The organism is Curtobacterium sp. AB7, from assembly GCF_044909335.1.
Lineage (GTDB): Bacteria > Actinomycetota > Actinomycetes > Actinomycetales > Microbacteriaceae > Curtobacterium.
The window spans coordinates 286,565-306,588 of record NZ_JBIYED010000005.1 but is presented as its reverse complement, the minus strand read 5'-3'; the positions used below and the strand labels follow the sequence as shown (position 1 = coordinate 306,588).

General features: G+C 71.3%; 19 protein-coding genes. 10 read left to right on the top strand and 9 right to left on the bottom strand.

Annotated elements, in window-relative coordinates:
• Positions 1–194 precede the first annotated feature (194 nt).
• From ABH929_RS13145 to gap, 4 genes are all read left to right on the top strand, one after another.
• Positions 195–1,274: a type III polyketide synthase gene (locus tag ABH929_RS13145; RefSeq protein ID WP_404561554.1), complete on the top strand. Its 1,080-nt coding sequence runs from the start codon at positions 195–197 to the stop codon at positions 1,272–1,274.
• Positions 1,271–1,993 (top strand): methyltransferase domain-containing protein, encoded by a 723-nt coding sequence (locus ABH929_RS13140; protein WP_205464155.1) that lies wholly within the window; start codon positions 1,271–1,273, stop codon positions 1,991–1,993. The genes ABH929_RS13145 and ABH929_RS13140 overlap by 4 nt, the downstream gene beginning before the upstream one ends.
• Positions 1,994–2,044: 51 nt before the next feature.
• Positions 2,045–2,995 carry a GlxA family transcriptional regulator gene (locus ABH929_RS13135; protein ID WP_205464156.1) on the top strand — a complete coding sequence of 317 codons (951 nt, stop codon included), beginning with the start codon at positions 2,045–2,047 and terminating at the stop codon, positions 2,993–2,995.
• Positions 2,996–3,106: 111 nt separating this feature from the next.
• The gene (gene gap, locus ABH929_RS13130; protein ID WP_404561553.1) at positions 3,107–4,111 is read left to right on the top strand and encodes a type I glyceraldehyde-3-phosphate dehydrogenase; all 1,005 of its coding nucleotides are present in this window, start codon (positions 3,107–3,109) and stop codon (positions 4,109–4,111) included.
• A gap of 118 nt (positions 4,112–4,229) precedes the next feature.
• Here gap and ABH929_RS13125 read toward each other — a convergent pair whose 3' ends face one another.
• The 7 genes from ABH929_RS13125 to ABH929_RS13095 all read right to left on the bottom strand — a co-directional run bounded on the left by ABH929_RS13125 (position 4,230) and on the right by ABH929_RS13095 (position 12,417).
• On the bottom strand, positions 4,230–5,318 hold the full coding sequence (locus ABH929_RS13125; protein WP_404561552.1) for an N-acetylglucosamine kinase: 1,089 nt from the start codon (positions 5,316–5,318) through the stop codon (positions 4,230–4,232).
• Positions 5,306–6,613 (bottom strand): 6-phospho-beta-glucosidase, encoded by a 1,308-nt coding sequence (locus ABH929_RS13120; RefSeq protein WP_404561551.1) that lies wholly within the window; start codon positions 6,611–6,613, stop codon positions 5,306–5,308. The genes ABH929_RS13125 and ABH929_RS13120 overlap by 13 nt, the downstream gene beginning before the upstream one ends.
• 8 nt (positions 6,614–6,621) lie before the next feature.
• The gene (locus ABH929_RS13115) at positions 6,622–7,512 is read right to left on the bottom strand and encodes a carbohydrate ABC transporter permease (RefSeq protein WP_404561550.1); all 891 of its coding nucleotides are present in this window, start codon (positions 7,510–7,512) and stop codon (positions 6,622–6,624) included.
• The gene (locus ABH929_RS13110) at positions 7,512–8,552 is read right to left on the bottom strand and encodes a carbohydrate ABC transporter permease (protein ID WP_404561549.1); all 1,041 of its coding nucleotides are present in this window, start codon (positions 8,550–8,552) and stop codon (positions 7,512–7,514) included. The genes ABH929_RS13115 and ABH929_RS13110 overlap by 1 nt, the downstream gene beginning before the upstream one ends.
• Entirely contained in the window at positions 8,552–9,910 is a 1,359-nt protein-coding gene (locus ABH929_RS13105) for an extracellular solute-binding protein (protein ID WP_404561548.1), read from the bottom strand. The genes ABH929_RS13110 and ABH929_RS13105 overlap by 1 nt, the downstream gene beginning before the upstream one ends.
• A 110-nt stretch (positions 9,911–10,020) precedes the next feature.
• A complete protein-coding gene (locus ABH929_RS13100) occupies positions 10,021–11,262 on the bottom strand; it encodes an ROK family transcriptional regulator (protein ID WP_404561547.1) in 1,242 nt (413 codons plus the stop codon).
• Between the two features lie 105 nt (positions 11,263–11,367).
• The gene (locus tag ABH929_RS13095) at positions 11,368–12,417 is read right to left on the bottom strand and encodes an alcohol dehydrogenase catalytic domain-containing protein (RefSeq protein WP_404561546.1); all 1,050 of its coding nucleotides are present in this window, start codon (positions 12,415–12,417) and stop codon (positions 11,368–11,370) included.
• A gap of 78 nt (positions 12,418–12,495) precedes the next feature.
• On the opposite strand from ABH929_RS13095, the gene ABH929_RS13090 reads away from it, so the two are divergent.
• Positions 12,496–13,437 carry a DUF3097 domain-containing protein gene (locus ABH929_RS13090; RefSeq protein WP_404561545.1) on the top strand — a complete coding sequence of 314 codons (942 nt, stop codon included), beginning with the start codon at positions 12,496–12,498 and terminating at the stop codon, positions 13,435–13,437.
• 71 nt (positions 13,438–13,508) lie between these two features.
• Positions 13,509–14,162 carry a spermidine/putrescine ABC transporter substrate-binding protein gene (locus ABH929_RS13085; protein WP_404561544.1) on the top strand — a complete coding sequence of 218 codons (654 nt, stop codon included), beginning with the start codon at positions 13,509–13,511 and terminating at the stop codon, positions 14,160–14,162.
• An 87-nt stretch (positions 14,163–14,249) separates the two neighbouring features.
• On the opposite strand, the gene ABH929_RS13080 is transcribed toward ABH929_RS13085, so the two are convergent.
• Together ABH929_RS13080 and ABH929_RS13075 are read right to left on the bottom strand one after the other, a co-directional pair.
• Positions 14,250–15,263 carry a LacI family DNA-binding transcriptional regulator gene (locus ABH929_RS13080; RefSeq protein ID WP_111085034.1) on the bottom strand — a complete coding sequence of 338 codons (1,014 nt, stop codon included), beginning with the start codon at positions 15,261–15,263 and terminating at the stop codon, positions 14,250–14,252.
• A complete protein-coding gene (locus ABH929_RS13075; RefSeq protein ID WP_404561543.1) occupies positions 15,260–15,688 on the bottom strand; it encodes a DUF3054 domain-containing protein in 429 nt (142 codons plus the stop codon). Before ABH929_RS13075 ends, ABH929_RS13080 begins: the two co-directional genes overlap by 4 nt.
• Before the next feature lie 121 nt (positions 15,689–15,809).
• On the opposite strand from ABH929_RS13075, the gene ABH929_RS13070 reads away from it, so the two are divergent.
• The 4 genes from ABH929_RS13070 to ABH929_RS13055 all read left to right on the top strand — a co-directional run bounded on the left by ABH929_RS13070 (position 15,810) and on the right by ABH929_RS13055 (position 20,017).
• Positions 15,810–16,760: a hypothetical protein gene (locus ABH929_RS13070; RefSeq protein WP_404561542.1), complete on the top strand. Its 951-nt coding sequence runs from the start codon at positions 15,810–15,812 to the stop codon at positions 16,758–16,760.
• A 253-nt stretch (positions 16,761–17,013) separates the two neighbouring features.
• Entirely contained in the window at positions 17,014–18,171 is a 1,158-nt protein-coding gene (locus tag ABH929_RS13065) for an extracellular solute-binding protein (RefSeq protein ID WP_404561541.1), read from the top strand.
• On the top strand, positions 18,168–19,208 hold the full coding sequence (locus ABH929_RS13060) for an ABC transporter permease (RefSeq protein WP_205464165.1): 1,041 nt from the start codon (positions 18,168–18,170) through the stop codon (positions 19,206–19,208). Before ABH929_RS13065 ends, ABH929_RS13060 begins: the two co-directional genes overlap by 4 nt.
• On the top strand, positions 19,205–20,017 hold the full coding sequence (locus ABH929_RS13055; RefSeq protein ID WP_123340755.1) for an ABC transporter permease: 813 nt from the start codon (positions 19,205–19,207) through the stop codon (positions 20,015–20,017). The genes ABH929_RS13060 and ABH929_RS13055 overlap by 4 nt, the downstream gene beginning before the upstream one ends.
• Positions 20,018–20,024 lie beyond the last annotated feature (7 nt).

Below are 20,024 nucleotides of genomic sequence, written 5' to 3'. Positions count from 1 at the left end.
GGCCTATGCGGGCCCGGGGCCCCGCCCCCCGGGTCCGCGGGGGGGGGGGGGCGGCCGCCCCGCCGGGGACCCCCCGCCCCCCCCCGGGGGGGGGGGCGGGGGCCCCGGGGCCCCCGCGCCTCCCGTCCGTCCGTGGTCGCGTTCGAGATCGTCGAATCTGGGGACGCGTCAGCGACCCGGTGACAGGATGAGTCGTGTCCGCAACGATCCGCGCCATCGGAACCGCCGTCCCGGAGACGACGCTCGAGCAGGCTGCCGTGCGAGACCTCTTCGCTGCGCAGCCCGAGCTCGGTCGTCTCGGCCGGCGGCTCGTCCCCGCAGCCTTCGACGCCTCGGCGGTCGAGCACCGGCACACGGTGTTGGCCGAACTCGACCGGAGCCGTCCAGCGGGCGCGTTCCGCGACACGGACGGCGCGCTGCACTCACCCTCGACGGGTACCCGCAACGACCGCTACCGCGAGCTCGCACCGACGCTGTTCGTCGACGCCGCGCGTGACGCGCTCGTCGGCGCAGACGTGGACGCGGCCTCGGTCACGCACGTCGTCACGGTGTCGTGCACCGGGTTCACACAGCCCGGGCCGGACCTGGACATCGTGACCGCGCTCGGGTTGCCACGCTCCGTGTTCCGGCACCACATCGGGTTCATGGGGTGCTGCGCTGCCTTCCCGGCGCTCCGGATCGCGGCCGCGTTCGCCGAGGCCGACCCGGACGCCGTCGTGTTGGTCGTCTGCGCCGAGCTCTGCACCCTGCACGTCCGCGCGAGCGACGACCCCGACCAGATCGTCGCGAACAGCGTCTTCGGGGACGGCGCCGCCGCCGTCGTGGTCACCGCCGACGGCCCCGGTCTGCGCCTCGACGCGTTCGCCACCGCCGTCGTGCCCGAGAGCGCCGGCGAGATGGCGTGGAACATCGGCGACGAGGGCTTCGAGATGGTCCTGAGCACCGCGGTCCCCAAGCTCGTCGGCAGCAGCGTCACCGAGGCCGTCGCGTCGCTGCTCGACGGACCTGCCGCCGACGTGCCGGTGTGGGCCGTGCACCCCGGTGGGCGTGCGATCCTCGACCGCACGCAGCAGGCGCTCGACCTGCCGGACGCGGCGATCGCGGCGAGCCGGACGGTGCTGCGCGACCACGGGAACATGTCGAGCGCGACCGTGCTGTTCGTGCTCCGCGAGGCCCTCGACGCCGGGATCCCGGACGGTGCTGCCGTCGTGGCGCTGGCCTTCGGCCCCGGTCTCACGGTCGAGAGTGCGCGACTGACCGTGGTGCGCACGTGAGCCGTCCCGACGGCGGCTCCACGGGCCTCCCGGTCCTCGACCTGCGCACGCGCGCAGTCGACCTGACCGAACTCATGGACGACCCGGACTGCGACCCGCACGCGCTCGCGCGGACCTTCCGGCGCTTCGCGCTCGTCAACGCCCTGGTGAGCGGCTGGCGTTCGGCGTGGCGGACCCACGTCGTGCCGGCCCTGCCGGTGAACGGCCGTGCCCGGGTCCTCGACCTCGGGTGCGGCGGCGGCGACCTGGCCCGGGCCGTCGTGCGGTGGGCGGCGAGCGACGGGTTCGACGTCGAGGTCGTCGGGGTCGACCCGGACCCGCGGGCGATCGACGCGGCGAACCGACGGGCGCCGCGGGGTGTCACCTTCCGGCAGCAGTCGAGCGGTGACCTGGTGACGGCGGGCGAGCGCTTCGACGTCGTGGTGTCGAACCACGTCCTGCACCACCTGGGCGACGACGAGCGGAACGGGTTCCTGGCGGACTCGGAGGCGCTCGCGTCGGGCCGCAGCGTGCACTCGGACATCCGTCGGTCACGCGAGGCCTACCGGGCCTACGCGCTGGCGTCGCCGCTGGTGTCCGCGGGGACCTTCGTCCGAGTCGACGGCCTGCGGTCGATCCGCCGGGCCTTCACCCTGGCGGAGCTGCGGGACACGCTGCCGATCGGGTGGCGAGCGGAACGGGCATCGCCGCACCGGGTGCTCGCCGTCCGCGACGCCTGACGGTCAGGGCACTCCGCGAGCCGGGCGGTCGCGTCCGCTAGCGTCGTCGGCATGGCTGCGTCCCCATTGCACCGCGTCGCAGTCCTGGTGCTCGACGGTGCGAAACCGCTCGACGTCGGGATCCCAGCGCAGGTGTTCTCGAACCGGCCGAGCATGCCCTACGAGGTGCGGGTGTGCGGCCCCCGGGTCGGTCGGATCACCGGCGGCGACGGCTTGGCCTACGCGGTCGACCACGGGCTGGAGGCACTGGACTGGGCGGAGACCGTCTTCGTGCCCGGCTACCGCCGCCCGTCGGACTCGGCGCCGCCCGCCGACGTCGTCGCGGCACTCGCGCGGGCGCACGACCGCGGCGTCCGCATCGCGGCGATCTCCACCGGTGCGTTCGCGCTCGCGGCAGCCGGGCTGCTCGACGGCCGCCGCGCGACGACGCACTGGCACTACACGCGGGTGCTCCGCGAGCGGTACCCCGACGTGGACGTCGACGAGGACGTGCTGTTCGTCGACGCCGGCTCGGTGCTGACCAGCGCCGGTGCTGCGAGCGGGATCGACCTCTGCCTGCACATCGTCCGACAGGACCACGGCGTGGCGCTTTCGAACCACGTCGCCCGACGGCTCGTCAGCGCCCCGTACCGCAGCGGCGGCCAGGCGCAGTACGTGCCGCGGAGCGTGCCGGAACCGCTCGGCGACGTGTTCTCAGACACCCGGGAGTGGGCGCTCCGGCACCTCGCCGAGCCGCTCACACTCGAAGCGCTCGCGCGGAACGCCACGGTGTCGACCCGGACGTTCTCACGCCGGTTCGTGGAGGACACCGGGTACACGCCGATGCAGTGGGTGCTGCGGGCGCGCGTCGACCTCGCCCGGGAGCTCCTGGAGCAGTCGGACCTCGGCGTCGACCAGGTGGCCGAGCGAGCGGGCCTCGGTTCCGACGCGAACCTGCGGACGCACTTCCGGCGGATCCTCGGGACCTCGCCCACCGAGTACCGACGGACGTTCCAGGACTGACCGCGCCGTCGCGGCGGTGGTGGCGACATCCTTTCGAACGCTGGCTTCCCTGCCACTGGAGCCGTGCCTCCCGGCCCGTGAGCATGGACCACGGAACGAAAGGAACCCCACATGACCCGCATCGCCATCAACGGCTTCGGCCGCATCGGCCGCAACACGCTCCGCGCCCTGCTCGCACGGGGCGGTGACGACCTCGAGGTCGTCGCCGTGAACGACCTGACCGCACCCGACACGCTCGCGCACCTGTTCCGCTACGACTCGGCGCTCGGCCCGTTCGACGGCACCGTCGAGGTCGACGGCGACACGCTCGTCATCGACGGCCGCCGCGTCCGCGTGCTCGCGTCGACGTCGCCGGCGGACCTGCCCTGGGTTGAACTCGGCGTCGAGGTCGTCCTCGAGTCCACCGGACGCTTCACCGCGCGCGACGCGGCAGCCGGCCACCTGACCGCAGGCGCCCGACGGGTCCTGATCAGTGCGCCGGCCACCGGAGCGGACGCCACCATCGCGTACGGCGTGAACTCGGACACGTTCGACCCGAACGTGCACACGGTGATCTCGAACGCGTCGTGCACGACCAACGCGCTCGCACCCCTGGCGTCGGTGCTCGACGACCTGGCGGGGATCGAGCACGGGTTCATGACCACCGTGCACGCGTACACGCAGGAGCAGAACCTGCAGGACGGGCCGCACCGCGACCTGCGTCGGGCCCGCGCTGCCGGCGTGAACATCGTGCCGACGACGACCGGGGCGGCCAAGGCCATCGGTCTGGTGCTGCCCCGCCTGGAGGGCAAGCTGTCCGGCGACGCCATCCGCGTGCCGGTGCCCGTCGGGTCGATCGTCGAGCTGAACGCCGTCGTCTCGCGGGACGTGACCGTGGACGAGGTGAACGAGGCCTACCGCGCCGCGGCTGCCGGTCCGCTCGCCGGGGTCCTGGCGTTCACGGTGGACCCGCTCGTGTCGACGGACATCACCGGGCGGCCGGAGTCGAGCATCTTCGACTCGCTGCTCACCCGCGTCGACGAGGGCCGGCACGTGAAGGTCGTCGCCTGGTACGACAACGAGTGGGGCTTCTCGAACCGCGTGGTCGACACGCTCGGGATGCTGGCGCGCGCGTAGGCCGCGGGCCGCGGGCCGAGGGCCGCGGGCCGCGAGACTCGGCGTGAGCGACAGTTCTCGCGCTCTGGAGCGCGAACCGTGTCGCTCAGGCCGAGTCTCGGGTGACGTCAGCAGCGCGTCAGCGGATCAGCGCCGTCGTGCTCGCGAAGGCCCGGGAGCGCACGGCCTCGCGGTACCGCTCGAGCGCCGCATCGTCGGCACCGACCGACTCCAGCGCCGCGAGCCCCGCGCCGAGCACCGGGGGATCGGTGACCCAGGTCGGCACCGCTCCGGGGACCCGGGCAGCGAGCCCGTCGACGACACCGTCCACGAGCAACGGGTGCCGAGCAGCGAGCACCCCGCCGCCGAGCACGACGGGCACCGGCTCGGCCGCCGAACCTCCGAGGCCCAACCGCTCGAGCGCGACCGCGGCGAGCAGGACGATCTCCTCCGCCTGCCGCTCCACGACGCTCCGGGCCACCACGTCGCCGGCTCCGGCCACGTCGAACAGCACGGGGCAGAGCCGGTTGAACACGCGCTGGTCGAGGCGGCCGAAGTGGATGGCCTCGGTGACCTCGCGGACGCTGCGGAGACCGACCGCTGCCGGCACCGCGTCGACCAGCGCCGTCGCCGGACCGCGACCGTCGTCGGCCCGCGCCGCGTGCCAGAGCGCCCGGTTGCCGAGCCACGCGCCGCCACCCCAGTCGCCGGAGACGTCCCCGATGGCCGGGAACCGTGCGGTCGTGCCGTCGGCCCGCACCGCGAGGGCGTTGATCCCGGTGCCGCACACCACGGCCGCGGCGTCGGGGGACAGGGTGCCGGCCCGCAGCAGCGCGAACAGGTCGTTGTCCAGGACGTGCGGTTCGCCGCCGTCCTCGGCCCAGTGCGCGAGGGCCGCGGTCGCCGCGACGAGCTCGTCGTGCAGGTCGAGCCCGGCCAGGTACACCTGCGTGGTGCGGATGCGGCGGTCGCCCAGCTCGCCCACCACCCGCGCACGGACGTCGTCGAGGATCGGGCCGGCGAGGTCCCAGCCCCGCGTCTGCGGGTTCGACCCCGGACCGCGCGCGTGGCCGACGATGGTCCCGTCGAGCGCGATCGCGACGACGTCGGTCTTGCTCCCGCCCCCGTCGACGGCGAGCACGACGTCGGTCGCGTCCGGTGGGACCGGCGCGGGCGGACGGGAGGCTCGGGCCGGGCCCGCCTCGCCGGTCCGGCTCAGCCCGCCCACGTCACGTGCTCCGATCGCGCCCACGGGATGTGTTCCGCGTTCGCGGCCAGGAGCAGGTCGGTGAGCTGCTCCGCCTTGTCGACCTGCCCCACGAGCGGGTGGGCCCACATCGCACGGAGCACCCGGTCGCGGCCGCCGTGCACCGCGGCGTCGAGGGCGAGCCGCTCGTACCCGGCGACGTGCGACACGAGACCGACCATGTCCGGGTCGAGCGGGGAGACCGGCAACGGTGTGATCGCCTGGCGGGTGACGCGCGACGGCACCTCGATGACGTGGTCGTCCGGCAGGAACGGGAACGTGCCGTCGTTCCGCACGTTGAGGACCTGCACGTCGCCGCGGTCGCCGAGGATCGAGGACAGCACGTCGATCGCCGCCTCGGAGTAGTAGGCGCCGCCGCGCTGCTCGAGTTCGGCGGGCTTCGTCACGACGGACTCGTCGGCGTACTTCGCGAGCAGGGCCCGTTCGGTCTCCATGACGGCCTCGGCACGGGTGGGTTCGTGCAGCTGCTCCTGCAGCACGATGTCGTGCGAGTAGAAGTACCGCAGGTAGTACGAGGGGATCGCGTGCTGCAGACGGAGGAGGTCCGGGTGCATGTGCACGCTCTCCGCCGTCCGGCCGAGGGCACCGTCCGACTCGGCGAGCAGGTCCGCCATCACGTCGCGCTCGACGCCGTCCGCGCCCGTGACGTGCACGCCGCGCTCCCACGTCAGGTGGTTCAGGCCGACGTGGTCGAGCCGGACGTGGTCGGGGGCGACGCCGAACTCCTTCGCGAAGCGGCGCTGGAACCCGATCGCGACGTTGCACAGGCCGACGGCGCGGTGCCCGGCTTCGAGCAGGGCGCGGGTGACGATCCCGACGGGGTTCGTGAAGTCGACGATCCAGGCGTCCGGCTTGGCGTGCTTCCGGACGAGTTCGGCGTACTCCAGGACCACGGGCACGGTGCGGAGCGCCTTCGCGAACCCGCCCGGACCGGTGGTCTCCTGCCCGATGCAGCATGCTTCGTGCGGCCACGTCTCGTCCTGCTGCCGTGCGGCCTGCCCGCCGATGCGGAGCTGGAACATGACGGCATCGGCGTCGGTGACCCCGGCGACGACGTCGTCGGTGACGTGGATCGTGCCGGGGTGTCCGGCGTGCGCGAACATCCGCTTGGCGACGCCGCCGACGAGTTCGCGGCGCACCGGGTCGGGGTCGACGAGCCAGAGCTCGTCGATGGGGAGCTGGTCGCGGAGCCGGGCGAAGCCGTCCACGAGTTCGGGGGTGTAGGTGGATCCGCCACCGACGACTGTGAGTTTCACTGGAGCTGCTATCCCTTCACGCCGGTGAGCGCGATGCCCTCGACGAATGCCTTCTGTGCGAAGAAGAAGATGATGACGACGGGGACCATGACGACGACGGTCATCGCCATCGTCATCGACCAGTCGGTGCCGTGCTGTCCGCGGAACGTCGCGAGCCCGTACGCCACCGGCCAGGCAGCCTGGTTCTCGGACGCGTACAGGAGCGGGCCGTAGTAGTCGTTCCACGAGTGGAAGAACATGAAGATCGCCGCCGACGCGATGCCCGGGCGGGCCATCGGGACGACCACCCGCCAGAGCACGCCCCACTCGCTGCAGCCGTCCATGCGGGCGGCGTCGCCGTACTCCTTCGGGATGGTCATGAAGAACTGGCGGAGCAGGAAGATGCTGAAGGCGTCGCCGAGCAGGTTCGGCAGGATGAGCGGCCACAGGGTGCCGGTCAGGTGCAGGTGCGACCACATCACGTAGACCGGCACCGCGGTGACCTGCGGGGGCAGGAGCATCGCGACGATGATCACCGTGAAGATCAGGTTCGCTCCCCGGAACTCGATCTGGGCGAGCGCGTAGGCCGCCGGCACCGAGCTGATGAGCATGAACGCGGTGGCGAGGACGGCGTACATCGACGAGTTGCCGAACCACTGCGTGAGCGGCAGCTCGGTGAACACCCGCGCGTAGTTCGAGAAGTCGAACGGCCGGGGCACGATCGACGCCGTGAGTGCCTGGTTGCTCGACATCAGCGACGTCAGGACCACGAACACGATCGGGGCGATGGTGAGGACGCCGAGGGCCACCAGGGCGGCGTGCTCGGCGATCCACACGAGCGTGCGACCACGCGGCCTGCCGGTGCGGGGAGCGGAACCCCGGGGCGCCCGGGTGAGCGGGGACTGGGACACAGCGGTCATCAGGACTCCTCCGGCCGGAACACACTGATCCGGCGCATCGTGAAGACGAGCACCACCGCGGTGATCACGAACAGGACCACGGCCATGGCGGACGCGTAGCCGAACTGGAAGTTCGCGAACCCGTGCTGGTAGAGCAGCTCGGTGTACGTGAGCAGCGAGGTGCCCGGGTAGCCGAGCTGGGCGGCGGTCCCGCCGCCGATCGTCGCCTTGCCGCTCGCGACGCCCGAGGCGACGGCCGCCTCGGTGAAGTACTGCAGCGCGGCGATCACCCCCGTCACGGCGGCGAACCCGATCACCGGGGCGATCGTCGGCAGGGTGATGTGCCGGACCTGCTGGACGCCGTTCGCACCGTCGAGCGACGCGGCCTCGTACAGGTCGCGCGGCACGTCGAGCAGCGACGCCAGGAAGATGATCATGATGTCGCCCATCACCCAGACGCCCAGGATCACGAGCGACGGCTTCGACCACGCCGGGTCGTTGAACCACAGCGGGCCGTCGATGCCGAAGACCCGGAGGATCTGGTTCACCGGCCCGGTGCCCGGGTTGAAGAGGAACACGAACGCCACGACGCTCGCGACCGGCGGGACGAGGGCGGGCAGGTAGAACAGCGTCCGCCAGAAGCCGGTGGCCGTCTTGGCCCGGCTGAGCAGCCCGGCGACCAGGAGTCCGCACACGATCCGCACCGGCACCAGGATGACGACGAACCACAGCGTGTTCACGACCGCCGGCCCGATCTGCGGGTCCTGGGTGAACAGGAACTTGTAGTTCAGCAGCCCGACGAACTCGGGCTCCTGCAGCTGGTTGTAGCGCGTGAACGAGTAGAAGATCGACGCGACGAGCGGGTAGGCGAAGAAGACCACGAGGCCCGCCAGGGCCGGCGCGAGCATCGTCAGGGCGACGAGGCGGCGCCGGGACTCTGCGGAGCGGGGCCGACGTCGCGGAGCCGTCGGGGGCACCGGACCGGACCCCGTCGGGTCCGTGGGCCGGGCGGCGCGGGCGAGCCGCGCCTCCCGGCCGGTCGTCTTGGTGGTGACGCTCATCACGGACCAGCCAGCTGGTTCGCGTTGTCGATGTCGGAGTCCAGCTTCTTCAGCTTTGCGTCGAGGTCGCCGCCGTTCTGCTGGTAGGCCTGCCAGAACTTCGTGAAGGTCCCGATGTAGGCAGCACCGTCCGCGGTGCCGGGCGAGGTCATCGTGTCCTCGTCGCCCGCGACGTCGACGAAGGTCTTGTAGTTCTCGTCGACCTCGAGGTCGGGGGACTCCAGCGCCGAGGTGAGCGTCGGGATGTTCTTCAGGCCGTTGCCCATCGTGACCTGCGCGTCGGTGTTCGTCGACAGGTACTTCAGCAGCGCCCACGACAGCTCGGGGTTCTTGGACCCCTTCGCGATGCCCGCGACGTTGCCCGCGATGTACGTCGAGCCGTAGTTGCCGAGACCGTCCATCACCGGGGTCGGGGAGGTGCCGTAGTCCAGGTCCGGCTTCTGGTCCTTGAGGAACGCCGTCCGGTACTCGCCGTCGATCTGCATCGCGACCTGACCGGTCTGGAACGCGTTGTCGGCCGCGAACTCCTGCCCGAGGCCGGACGTGAAGGCTTTGAGCTTGTCGTAGCCGATCTCGTCGACGAAGCCCTTCTGCCAGGTGATGAGCTTCTTCCACGCGTCGGACGTGCCGATCACGCTGTTGCCGTCCTTGTCGAGCCATGAACCGTCGACCATCGGCGCCCAGTGCTCGGGAGAGTTCTCGTAGAAGTCGATGAGCGGGTTGAAGCCGAGCTGCTTGATGGAGCCGTCGGCGTTGTACGTCGTCAGCTTCAGCGCGTCGGTCTTCAGCTCGTCCAGGGTCTTCGGCGGGGTCGTGATGCCCGCCTTCTCGAGCAGCGGCTTGTTGTACATGAGCGCGCTGACGTCGGCGAGGGCCGGCAGGGTGCAGCGCGTGCCCTTGTACTGCGTGTACGACTGCACGGCCTTCGGGATGTCGGACAGGTCGACCTTGTCCCGCTCGATGTACGGCGACAGGTCGCGGAACGCCCCCGAGGAGCAGAAGCTGCCGACGATCGCGGTCGAGTACGACAGGCCCACGTCGATGTTCTGGCCGGACGAGATCGCCTTCTGCAGCTTCTCGTCGTCCTGACCGGCGTGGATGTCGACGGTGACGTCGGGGTTGGCCTTCTCGAAGCCCTCGACGGCGGTCTTCACGACGCCGGCTTCACGGCCGGTGAAGAAGTGCCACAGGGACACGGTGCCCTTGAGCTCCTTCGGGGCGCTCTTCTCGATCGAGTCGGCGCTGCTGCCGGAGCTGCAGCCGGCGACGACGAGGGCTCCGACGGCGGCGACGGCCGTGGCGGTGGCGATGCGGCGGAACACCCGGCGGCGCGGGGCGTTCGGTTCGGGGAGGGACAAGGCGGTACTCGCTCTCTGGTCTCGCTCCGGCGCGCCGAGGATTCCGGGCGCGACGAAGAGCCCTGTGACAGGGCTGGGTGATGGTGCCTCGAGTGGTGCGGGTGGAACGTTCAGGGGCGCTCGACGGGGTCCGGCGTCGGGGCATCGTCACTGATGCGCTCGAGCCGGTCCGCGAGCGCGGTGCGGACGACGTCGATGAGGACGTGCCGCGCACCGTGCAGGACGGGGGTGTCGGGGACGCCGGGCGCGACCACGGCGGTGGACCAGCGTGAGCGGGTCCGGAGCCAGGCGGTCACGGCGGCGGCCAGGGCGGGGCCACCGGCGATCCCGGTCGGGCCGTGCAGGACGACCGTCTCGGGATCGGCCACCGCGAGGGCGGGGAGCACGTTGTGCCCGACGCGCTCGCCGAGGGCGACGGTGAAGGGGTGCTGCTCGGGCAGGCCGGGCAGTTGCGGGAGCACCTGGCGCCAGTCGGCCGCGGTGCCGTCCGGTGCCGTGATCCCGTGTTCGGCGGCCAGGGCGATGATCGCGGACTCGGAGATGAGGTCCGCGACGATCGTGGCCGTCGGGTCGATGGAGCGTGCGTCGGCGGGCACGCTGAGGTAGCCGATCTCACCCGCGGCACCGGAGGCGCCCGTGTGCAGGTGACCGTGCAGGTCGAGGGCCATGCCGAGGCCCTCGGCCATCCAGAAGAGCGCGAACGATCCGGGTGCTCGACCGGCCCCCATGTTGCGTTCGGCGATGGCGGCGAGGTTGGCGTCGTTCTCGACGACGACGTGGACGCCGAGCTCGGCGGAGAGGGTCGTGCTGACCTGCTCGCGGGGCCAGCCGGGTAGCCCGTCGGTGAAGATGAGGGTGTCGGTGGCGTGGTCGACACTCGCCTGCACGCCCACCGCGACGGCGGTGACGAGCTCGGGGTCCACACCGGCCGCGGCGGCTGCGCGGGAGATCGCTGCGGCCACGATGTCCGACCCGGGTGAGCGCACCTCGGCCTCGGACATCCGGTGCGTGGCGACCGGAAACGTGCGACCGGCGGCGTCCACCACGGTCGACCGGACGTCGACGAGCTGGACGTCCACCGCGACACCGAGGTCGCGGTCGGTGATCGCTTCGTACACGACGGCGCTCGGCCCGCGGCGCCCGGCCTGTGTGTCCGTGCCCGCTTGGCGGATGAGTGCAGCCGACTCGAGCCGTCGGATGATCTCGGCCGCGGTGGGCTTGCTGAGACCGGTGCGCTGCGCGATCTCGTTGCGGGTGAGCGGGCCGTCGTCGAGCAGGAGCTCGAGCGCCGCGCGGTCGTTCAGGACGCGCAGCAGACCGGGCTGGCCGGGGGTGCGTCCTCGTGTGGTCATGTCGAGGACTGTAACGGACAACCTTCTTTACTGAAAGGTTTGTTTACCGATTCGAAACACGCGTTCTGCTGCGCGAAACGCGCCGGCCCGACGGAGGCCCGGCGCCTACGGGCGCAGCAGCACCTTGATCGCCCGACGCTCGTCCATCGCCCGGTACGCTTCGGCGGTCTCGTCGAGGGGCAGCTCGAGGTCGAACACCCGACCCGGCTCGATCGCACCCGAGAGCACGTCCGGCAGCAGTTCGGGGATGTACTTCCGCGCCGGAGCCATGCCGCCCGCGATCGTGATGTTCGTGTCGAAGAGGTACCGCGTGCCGATCGTCGGCACCCCGTGCGGGACCCCGACGAAGCCGAGGTTGCCGCCCGCGCGCACCGAGTGCAGCGCCTGGTCCATGCTCTCCTCGGTGCCGACGGCCTCGACCGCACAGTCGGCCAGGTCGCCGCCGAGCAGGGTCTTGACGGCGGCGATGCCCTCCGCGCCGCGCTCGGCGACGATGTCGGTCGCGCCGAACTCCCTGGCGAGCGCCTGCCGGTCGGCGTGCCGGCTCATGGCGATGATGCGCTCGGCGCCGAGTCGCTTCGACGCGAGCACGGCGGACAGGCCGACCGCGCCGTCGCCGACCACCACGACCGTCTTGCCCGGACCGACCGCCGCCGACACCGCGGCGTGGTGTCCGGTGGAGAACACGTCGGACAGGGTCAGCAGCGACGGCACGAGTGCCGGGTCGACGGGGCCGGGCACCGCGACCAGGGTCGCCGACGCGTCCGGGATGCGGACGTACTCGGCCTGCGCGCCGCCGACCGGGTCGCCGTACGCGTCCTTCCCGCCGAAGCCGGACAGGTGGTCGCAGCCGCTGGTCATCCCGTGGCGGCAGGCCTGGCAGGTGCCGTCGTTCATGGTGAAGGGGGAGATGACGAAGTCGCCCTCGTGCAGGTCGGTGACCGCGTCGCCGACCGCGACGACCTCGCCGACGAGTTCGTGCCCGATCGGCCGGGGCTCCTTCGTCTTCGTGACGCCGCGGTAGGGCCACAGGTCCGAGCCGCACACGCACGCGGCGACGACCTTGACGACGACGTCCTTCGGAGTGAGGACCGAGGGGCGGTCGCGCTCCTCGACGCGGATGTCGTTCGGGGCGTGGATGATCGCTGCGCGCACGGGAGGCCTTCCGTCGAGATGGTGGGTGTCGGCGCGGTCGACGTCGTCCGGGCCGACGTCGACAGTACCCTCGTGCGGGTGGACGACGACCGGTACGGCGGGGACGTGCTCTCGGGAGACTGGCGCTCCCGCGGGGTGAAGAAGGTGCGGCAGGTGCCGCTCGAACGCGACATGGTGCTCGAGGACCCGGACTCCGGGTGGGCCGGTGCCGTCGTCGGGCTCGAGGCGGGCAACATCGCGCTCGAGGACTGGAAGGGCCGCACCCGTTCCTTCCCCTTCACCGGGCAGTTCCTGCTCGAGGGCGAGCTCGTGACGCTGGGGCGGCCGCAGGCGCCGGTCGGGCGGTCTGGTGGTTCGTCGGGTTCCGCTGGGTCGTCGGGTTCCGTCCACGCTGACTGGAGGCCCGGTGCCGGTCCGGCGGTCCGGCATGCTTCCGACGGTGGTCGCCTCCGCACCGCGTCCGGATCGTTCGCGGTGGAGTCGCAGCGTGCCCGGGTAGCCCTGCCCTCGCGCATCATGGTCGAGGGCAAGCACGACGCCGAGCTCGTCGAGAAGGTCTGGGGAACCGACCTGCGCGTCGAGGGCGTCGTCGTCGAGGAGCTCTCCGGCGTCGACAACCTCGCTTCGGTGCTCGATGAGTTCCAGCCCTCGCGCGACCGTCGTGTCGGCGTGCTCGTCGACCACCTGGTACCCGGGTCGAAGGAGTCCCGTTTCGCCGAGGCTGTGATGCGTGGCAAGTGGGGCGCGCACGTGCTCGTCGTCGGGCACCCGTTCGTCGACGTCTGGCAGTCCGTGAAGCCCGCCCGCGTCGGACTGCAGGCGTGGCCGACGATCCCGCGGTCGATCGAGTGGAAGAAGGGGATCTGCCAGGCGCTCGGATGGCCGAACGCCGAGCAGGCCGACATCGCGCGGGCGTGGCAACGGATCCTCGGGCAGGTGCGCACCTTCGCCGACCTCGAGCCGCAGCTGCTCGGCCGTGTCGAGGAGCTCATCGACTTCGTGACGGAACCCAAGGCCTGAGAACCCGGCCGTTCTGGGGCGGCGAGCGGAATGAGCGGGTGATCCGCGCCTCCGCTCCGTATCGTTGGGGCATGGACGGCATCGACGGACGCGTGCGCAGTGCTGTCGACGTCTGGCTGCGCTGGCTGCCGCGCTGGCAGATCGGGACCGCGCGCCCGCGCACCCGCATCTGCCGGAAGTGCACCGGGTCCCCGATCGCGAGTGCCGCCGGCTTCGGGCAGGACGTCCCGCACGCCGTCCAGCACGCGCTGATCGGCCGGATCTCGACCATCGTCGAGGACGCCGTCGACGACTACACCGCCAAGAACCTGCCGCTGCTGCAGCGCGAGCTCGAGCGGGCCGCGGCGCGCAAGCGGCACGCCGGGTACCAGCCGGCGGAGGGGTTGTCGCCCGAGTTCCAGGGCCTCGACGTCGATCCCGAGCCCTCGCCCGGTTCACCGTTCCTCTTCACGCTCGGGGAGCTGGCGGGGACGGGCGCGGGGGAGCAGGCCCCGAGGGAGCCGCTGTCCGACGAGGCCAAGGCGGCGCTCCGGCACGAGATCGAGCTGTCCGACGAGTGCGCTCGTTCGACCGGTACGGCGGTGTGCCTGGCGCTCATCGACCACCGGCCGCGCGTCGCCGAGGCGGTGGAGCGCCTGGTCGAACCGCAGATCGAGGCACTCGTGTCCGACATGTTCCGCGGGTTCGATGGTCCGGATGAGGGGCCGCGCAGCGGGCTGTTCTGACGGGCTTCGCTCGGTGCGAGGTTGATCACTCCGTGCGCGCTTGTTGCGCTGCACCGAGTGGCCAACCTCGCACCGAGAAGGTCCCGGTCAGCGGGGGAGCAGCGTGCGGCCGGGCACGACCGTGCCCCGGAGTGAGCGGTGCTCGACGGCCCGCGTCGGGTCGTCGATCCGGCCGATGACGAGGTCTATCGCCTCGCGGCCGATCCGCTCGATCGGCTGCTCGAGTGTCGTGAACCCGATCCAGTCGCTCGCGAGGGGGTACACACCGTCGAACCCGGTGACCGACAGATCGTGCGGGACCCGGACACCACGGCGGGAGAGTGCCTCGCACACGTCGAGCATGAGCCGGTCCGTCGGGCACATCACCGCGGTCACATCCGATTCGTGCATCGCGTCGACCAGGTCGGCAGCGAGGTCGTCCGGTGGCCGCACGAAGCTGGCGTCGATGTCGATGACCCGGACACCACGCGCTCGGAGCCGTTCGACCATCGCCGTCGAGCGGGCGTGCTGTGTGATCGCGTTGTCGAGCGGGACGGTGAGCACCACGACTGCGCGGTGACCGGCATCGGCGACGGCGTCGGCGATCGTCGCGCCACCGTCCACCTCGTCGCAGTACACGCTGGACAATGCCGGGTGGAGTTCGGGTCGACCTGCGACCACGGTGGCGATACGCGGGGCGAACTCGGCGATGTCGGCGGACGGCATCAGGCCGCTGCAGACCACGAGGCCGTCCACCCGCATCGACACGAGTGCGGCGAGCGCGGACTTCTCGTCCTCGACACGGCCGACACCCGTGGTGGTGACGACGCGGTAGCCGAGCTCCGATGCGCGGCGCTCCATCACGGCGTGCAGTGCGGTGTAGACCATCGACGACGCGTCGCGGACGAGCATGCCGATGGTGTGCGTCCGACCGCTGACGAGCCCGCGAGCCATGGCGTTGGCGACGTACCCGAGTTCGGCTGCTGCGCGTTCGACGCGCTCACGGGTCTCGTCCGAGAACCGCCCCGTGCCCGAGAGGACCCGGCTCACCGCCGACTTCGAGACACCCGCACGTGCGGCGACGTCGAGGATGGTCGGTTGGGAACCGCGGCTGCCGTTCACGCGTCCGACGCTGCAGCGTCCTGCCGGGAACGGGAACGGGAGCCGGCGAAGCGGAGCGCACCGCGGGCGATCGCGCGCCAGCCGAGCAGGAACACCCCGAGCACGATCGTCGCGACGATGACGAACGAGATCGGCAGCGGATTGCCGTCGACGTCGCCCTGGCCGGTGGCGACACGGATCGCCAGACCGACGAAGACCGTGAGGATCCAGACCACGACGCCGGTCGGCCAGAAGCGCAGCGGCCGGGCCCAGGCTCCGCTCGTCACGTACCCGATCGCCCAGCCCGCCAGGAACGGGTACGCGGTGATCCAGAGTGCCAGCGCCGTGTTGGCTTCACCGTGCGACGAACGCCCGATAAGTGCGAAGACGACGATGAGCACGACGTCGATGACCGCTGCGAGCCAACCCCAGGTGCGTTTGTTCACCCGGACAGTCTCGCAGCCCGGACGGCTCCGGCCTCTCCACAGGCGGGCGTCGCCCTCGTCTTGTCCACAGGACAGCCGCCGCCCCAACCGCTCTTGTCCCCCGACGACCACCATCGTCGGGGTGGACCGTCAGATCGCCCTCGCCCCGCTCCCCGCCGTCACCGTCCTCCGGACCTCGGCGCACCATCCGGCCGAGTCCGAGGTGATCAGGAGGCGGGCGGACGCGCAGGAGCTCGTCCGCATCGGGCGAGGGATGTTCGTCGACGCTGCCGCTTGGGCAGCCCTCCGGCCGGCGGAACAGCACCTGGTCCGTATCGGTGCGTCCGCCGATCGCATCGGACCCGATCAGGTCGTCTCACACGTCTCGGCGGCAGTCGTGCTCGGCGTGCCGACGGTGTCGCCGCCGCCCGATCGAGTGCACGTGACCTCGGTCGGGAGTGATCGGCGGACCACGAATGCTTCCTTCGTCGTCCACGCCGACCTCGACCCGGTACCGGACCCGAACAGGATCAGCACGCCGGAAGGCCTGCAGCTGAGCGGACCTGTTCGGATAGCTGCAGACGTGGCCCTCACGGTGCCGTTCATCGACGCCGTCGTGGCGCTCGACGACCTGCTCCGTCGGGGTGTTCCCCGAGCAGCCGTGCGCGACACGATCGCGCGGCGTGGCCCCAAGAGTCGCCGTCGGGCGCTCCGTGCGGTGGACTTCGCCGACTCCGCGTCGGACTCGCCGGGTGAGTCGATCGCGCGAACCCGGTTCGATCAGTTCGGAACGGAGGAGCCCGTGCTGCAGCACCGTTTCAGGTCGTCCGGGCAACCGGACATCGTGGTGGACTTCTGGTTCCCCTCGGCCGGCGTCGTGGTCGAGTTCGACGGCGAGGCGAAGTACCGCGACCCGACGATGCGGAACGGGCGTTCGGCGGAGGACGTGGTCGTCGCTGAGAAGTACCGGGAGGACCGGCTGCGGTCCATGCCCGGCGTTCGGCACGTCGTGCGGTTGCGATGGGCTGATCTCTGGGACGAGGCGACGTTGCGCGCGAAGCTGCGGCGGGCAGGTGTCCGGATGCGACGCTGAGCGCCGAGCGCCCCGTGCGAGGTTCGCCACTCGGTGCGAGGTTGTTGCGGTGCACGGGGTGATCAACCTCGCACCAGAGCGAAGCGCGGCCACGCACCCCGGAGTTCACCCGGCGGCGACGCCCGCGGCACCCGGCGTTCACCCGGTAGCGCCACACTCGACCTCGGCGCGGGAACGTTCCCACACGGCCCACCCCGCACCACCCCGCACGCCCCCCACACCACCCCCACCCCACGGAACAGGGAGAACCCACGTGAAGACCCGAGTCCTCGCCGGCCTCGCCATCGCGGCGGCCGCGACCGTCGCACTGTCCGGCTGCGTCCAGAGCGCCAACGCCTCGAACGCCGCAGACACGAGCGGTGGCACCACGAACCTCACGGTGTTCATCAGCGGCGACACGAACGTCCAGGACCTCTGGGACAAGTCGCTCATCCCCGCCTTCGAGAAGGCGAACCCGAAGATCCACGTGAGCACGAGCATCGACCTGCACGGCGAGCACGATGCGCAGACCCAGGCGAACCTGGCCACCGCGGTCAAGGCCGGCAAGTCCGTCGCGTACGACCTGGTCGACGCCGGCTTCGTCTCCACCGCCGGCAAGGCCGGCCTGATGGCGAAGGTCGACGACAGCACGATCCCGAACCTGAAGGACGTCCCCGAGGCCACGAGGCAGCAGGGTGGCGACAGCGCGATCCCGTACCGCGCCTCGAGCGTCCTGCTCGCGTACGACTCGAGCAAGGTGACGGACCCGCCGGAGACCCTCGACGAGCTCCTCGCTTGGATCAAGTCCAACCCCGGTCAGTTCGCGTACAACTCCCCGTCGTCCGGCGGTTCCGGCGGCTCGTTCGTCTCCACGGTGCTCGCGAAGTACCTGACCGCGGATGAGCAGCAGACCATGCAGACGACGTACGACAAGTCGCTCGAGTCGAAGTGGGACAAGGGCTTCGCAGCGCTCGAGGACCTCGGCCCCTCGACGTACCAGAAGGGCGTCTACCCGAACGGCAACGACCAGGTCGTGCAGCTGCTCGGGAGCGGCCAGATCGCGATGGCGCCGGTGTGGAGCGACCAGTTCATCACCTCGCAGAAGACCGGCGTGATCCCGAAGACCGTCAAGGCGATCCAGATCTCCGACCCGTCGTTCACCGGCAGCGCGAGCTTCCTCGGCATCCCGAAGACCGAGCCGAAGGCCAAGAAGGCGGCCGCCGAGCAGCTCGCCGACTTCGTCCTCAGCTCGAAGGGGCAGCAGCTCGTCGCGAGCGCCGTGTCCGGCTACCCGGTCATCCCGCTCGACAGCCTGCCGGCGTCGGTCGCGGAGCAGTTCGCCGACGCGAACCCCTCGCAGCTGCGCCTCGGGTTCCAGAGCGACTTCGCCGCGGACATGAACGCGGCGTGGGACGCGAAGGTCCCGCAGTGACCCAGACCGTCCAGGACGGCCCGGCGCTCGACCGGGAGGCCCGTGGCGACTCCGCCAAGGGCCTCCCGCCCGTCCCGTCGCCCGCCCACGGCACGGCGGACGCCGCAGGTCGGCTGTCCGTCCAGGAGCGGCTCGACCGCCGTCGGCGGTGGCAGGGCCTCGCCCTCGTCGCCGCCCCGGTGCTGGTCGTCGTCCTGTTCGTCGGTGTCCCCGTCGTCAACGCCGCCCTGTTCAGCCTCGGGTTCACCGGCGGCCTGAACCAGGCACTCGCGGACATCGGCGGCGACACCGTGCGCGGCTTCTCGTTCGCGGTGTACGGCACCCTGCTCGGCAACGCCACGTTCCTGCGCGACCTCGTCGCGACGCTCGGGGTCACCGCACTGTCGACCGGCCTGACCGTGGCGCTCGCCGTGGCGGTGGCCGTGATCCTCCGGCTCCGGGGCGGTTTCCTCGGCAAGAGCCTCAGCGTCCTCGCCGTGGTCCCGCTCTTCGTGCCGGTGGTCATCGCGAGCTGGTCGGTCCTGACGTTCACCGATGCGCAGGGCTTCCTCCGCAGCCTCGGTGCCCAGTTCGGCCTGGACGTCCCGGTGTGGGGCTACACCCTCGTCGCCGTGGTGTTCGGCAGCGTCTGGACGAGCCTGCCGTTCGCCGTGCTGATGATCGCCGGCGCGCTGCAGGGCACCCCGGACGCCCTGGTCGAAGCGGCGAAGGACGCCGGAGCGAGCACGTGGCGGGTGGTCTGGCAGGTGCTCCTGCCGATGGCAGCGACCCCGCTCGTCATCGCGACGACGTTCACCGTGATCGGCGTGCTCGGCTCGTTCACGGTGCCGTACTTCACCGGCCCGAACGCCCCGACGATGCTGGGCGTCGACATCTCGAAGTACTTCCAGGCCTACAACCGTCCGCAGCAGTCGACGGCGATGGCGTTCATCGTGTTCGCCTTCGCCGCGGCCGCGAGCGTGTTCTACCTCCGCTCGACGGTCCGGGCAAACGCCGGCGAGCTGCGGAAGCAGCAGCAGAAGCAGGAGCAGCCGTGATCAAGCGACTCACCGGGAACACCCTCGTCTGGGCCACCGCCGTCGTGCTGGCCGTCTTCGTGCTCGGTCCGCTCCTCTGGCTGGCGGCTCGTGCCTTCGCCACGACCTGGACGTACCCGAACCTGTTGCCCGACGGGTGGACGCTGCAGTGGTGGGGCACCGTGTTCGAGGACCGGAGCCTGGCGGTCGCCGTCCAGAACTCGCTCGTCCTCGCCCCGCTGACGGTCCTCATCGCCGCGGTGGTCTGCCTGCCGGCCGCGTGGGCGATCAGCCGCATCGAGTTCCCCGGGCGCCGGCTCGTCCTGGTCGGGCTGTTCGCCACGAACGCGTTCCCGAAGATGGGCCTCTTCGTCACGATGTCGGCGATGTTCACCGCGCTGAACCTCATGAACACGGTGACGGGCATCCTCATCGTGCACGTCCTCGGGTGCGTGGTGTTCATGACGTGGCTGCCCGCCGCCGCGTTCTCGGCCGTCCCGCGGTCCCTCGAGGAAGCAGCACGCGATGCCGGTGCGAGCCGCTGGCGGACCTTCTGGCGGGTGACGTTCCCGATCGCGTGGCCGGGGATCCTCGTCGCGATGGTGATGTCGTTCCTCGCGTCGTTCGACGAGGCGCAGGGCACGTACCTGGTCGGCGCGCCGACCTACATGACGATGCCGACGGCGATGTACTCACTCGTCCTCAACTCCCCACGCCAGGTCTCCGCGGTGTTCGCGATCGCGCTCAGCATCCCGTCCGTGGTCCTGCTGCTGCTCGCCCGGAAGCACATCATGGGCGGCCGCCTGGCGGACGGCTTCCAGATCCGATGAAGCGACG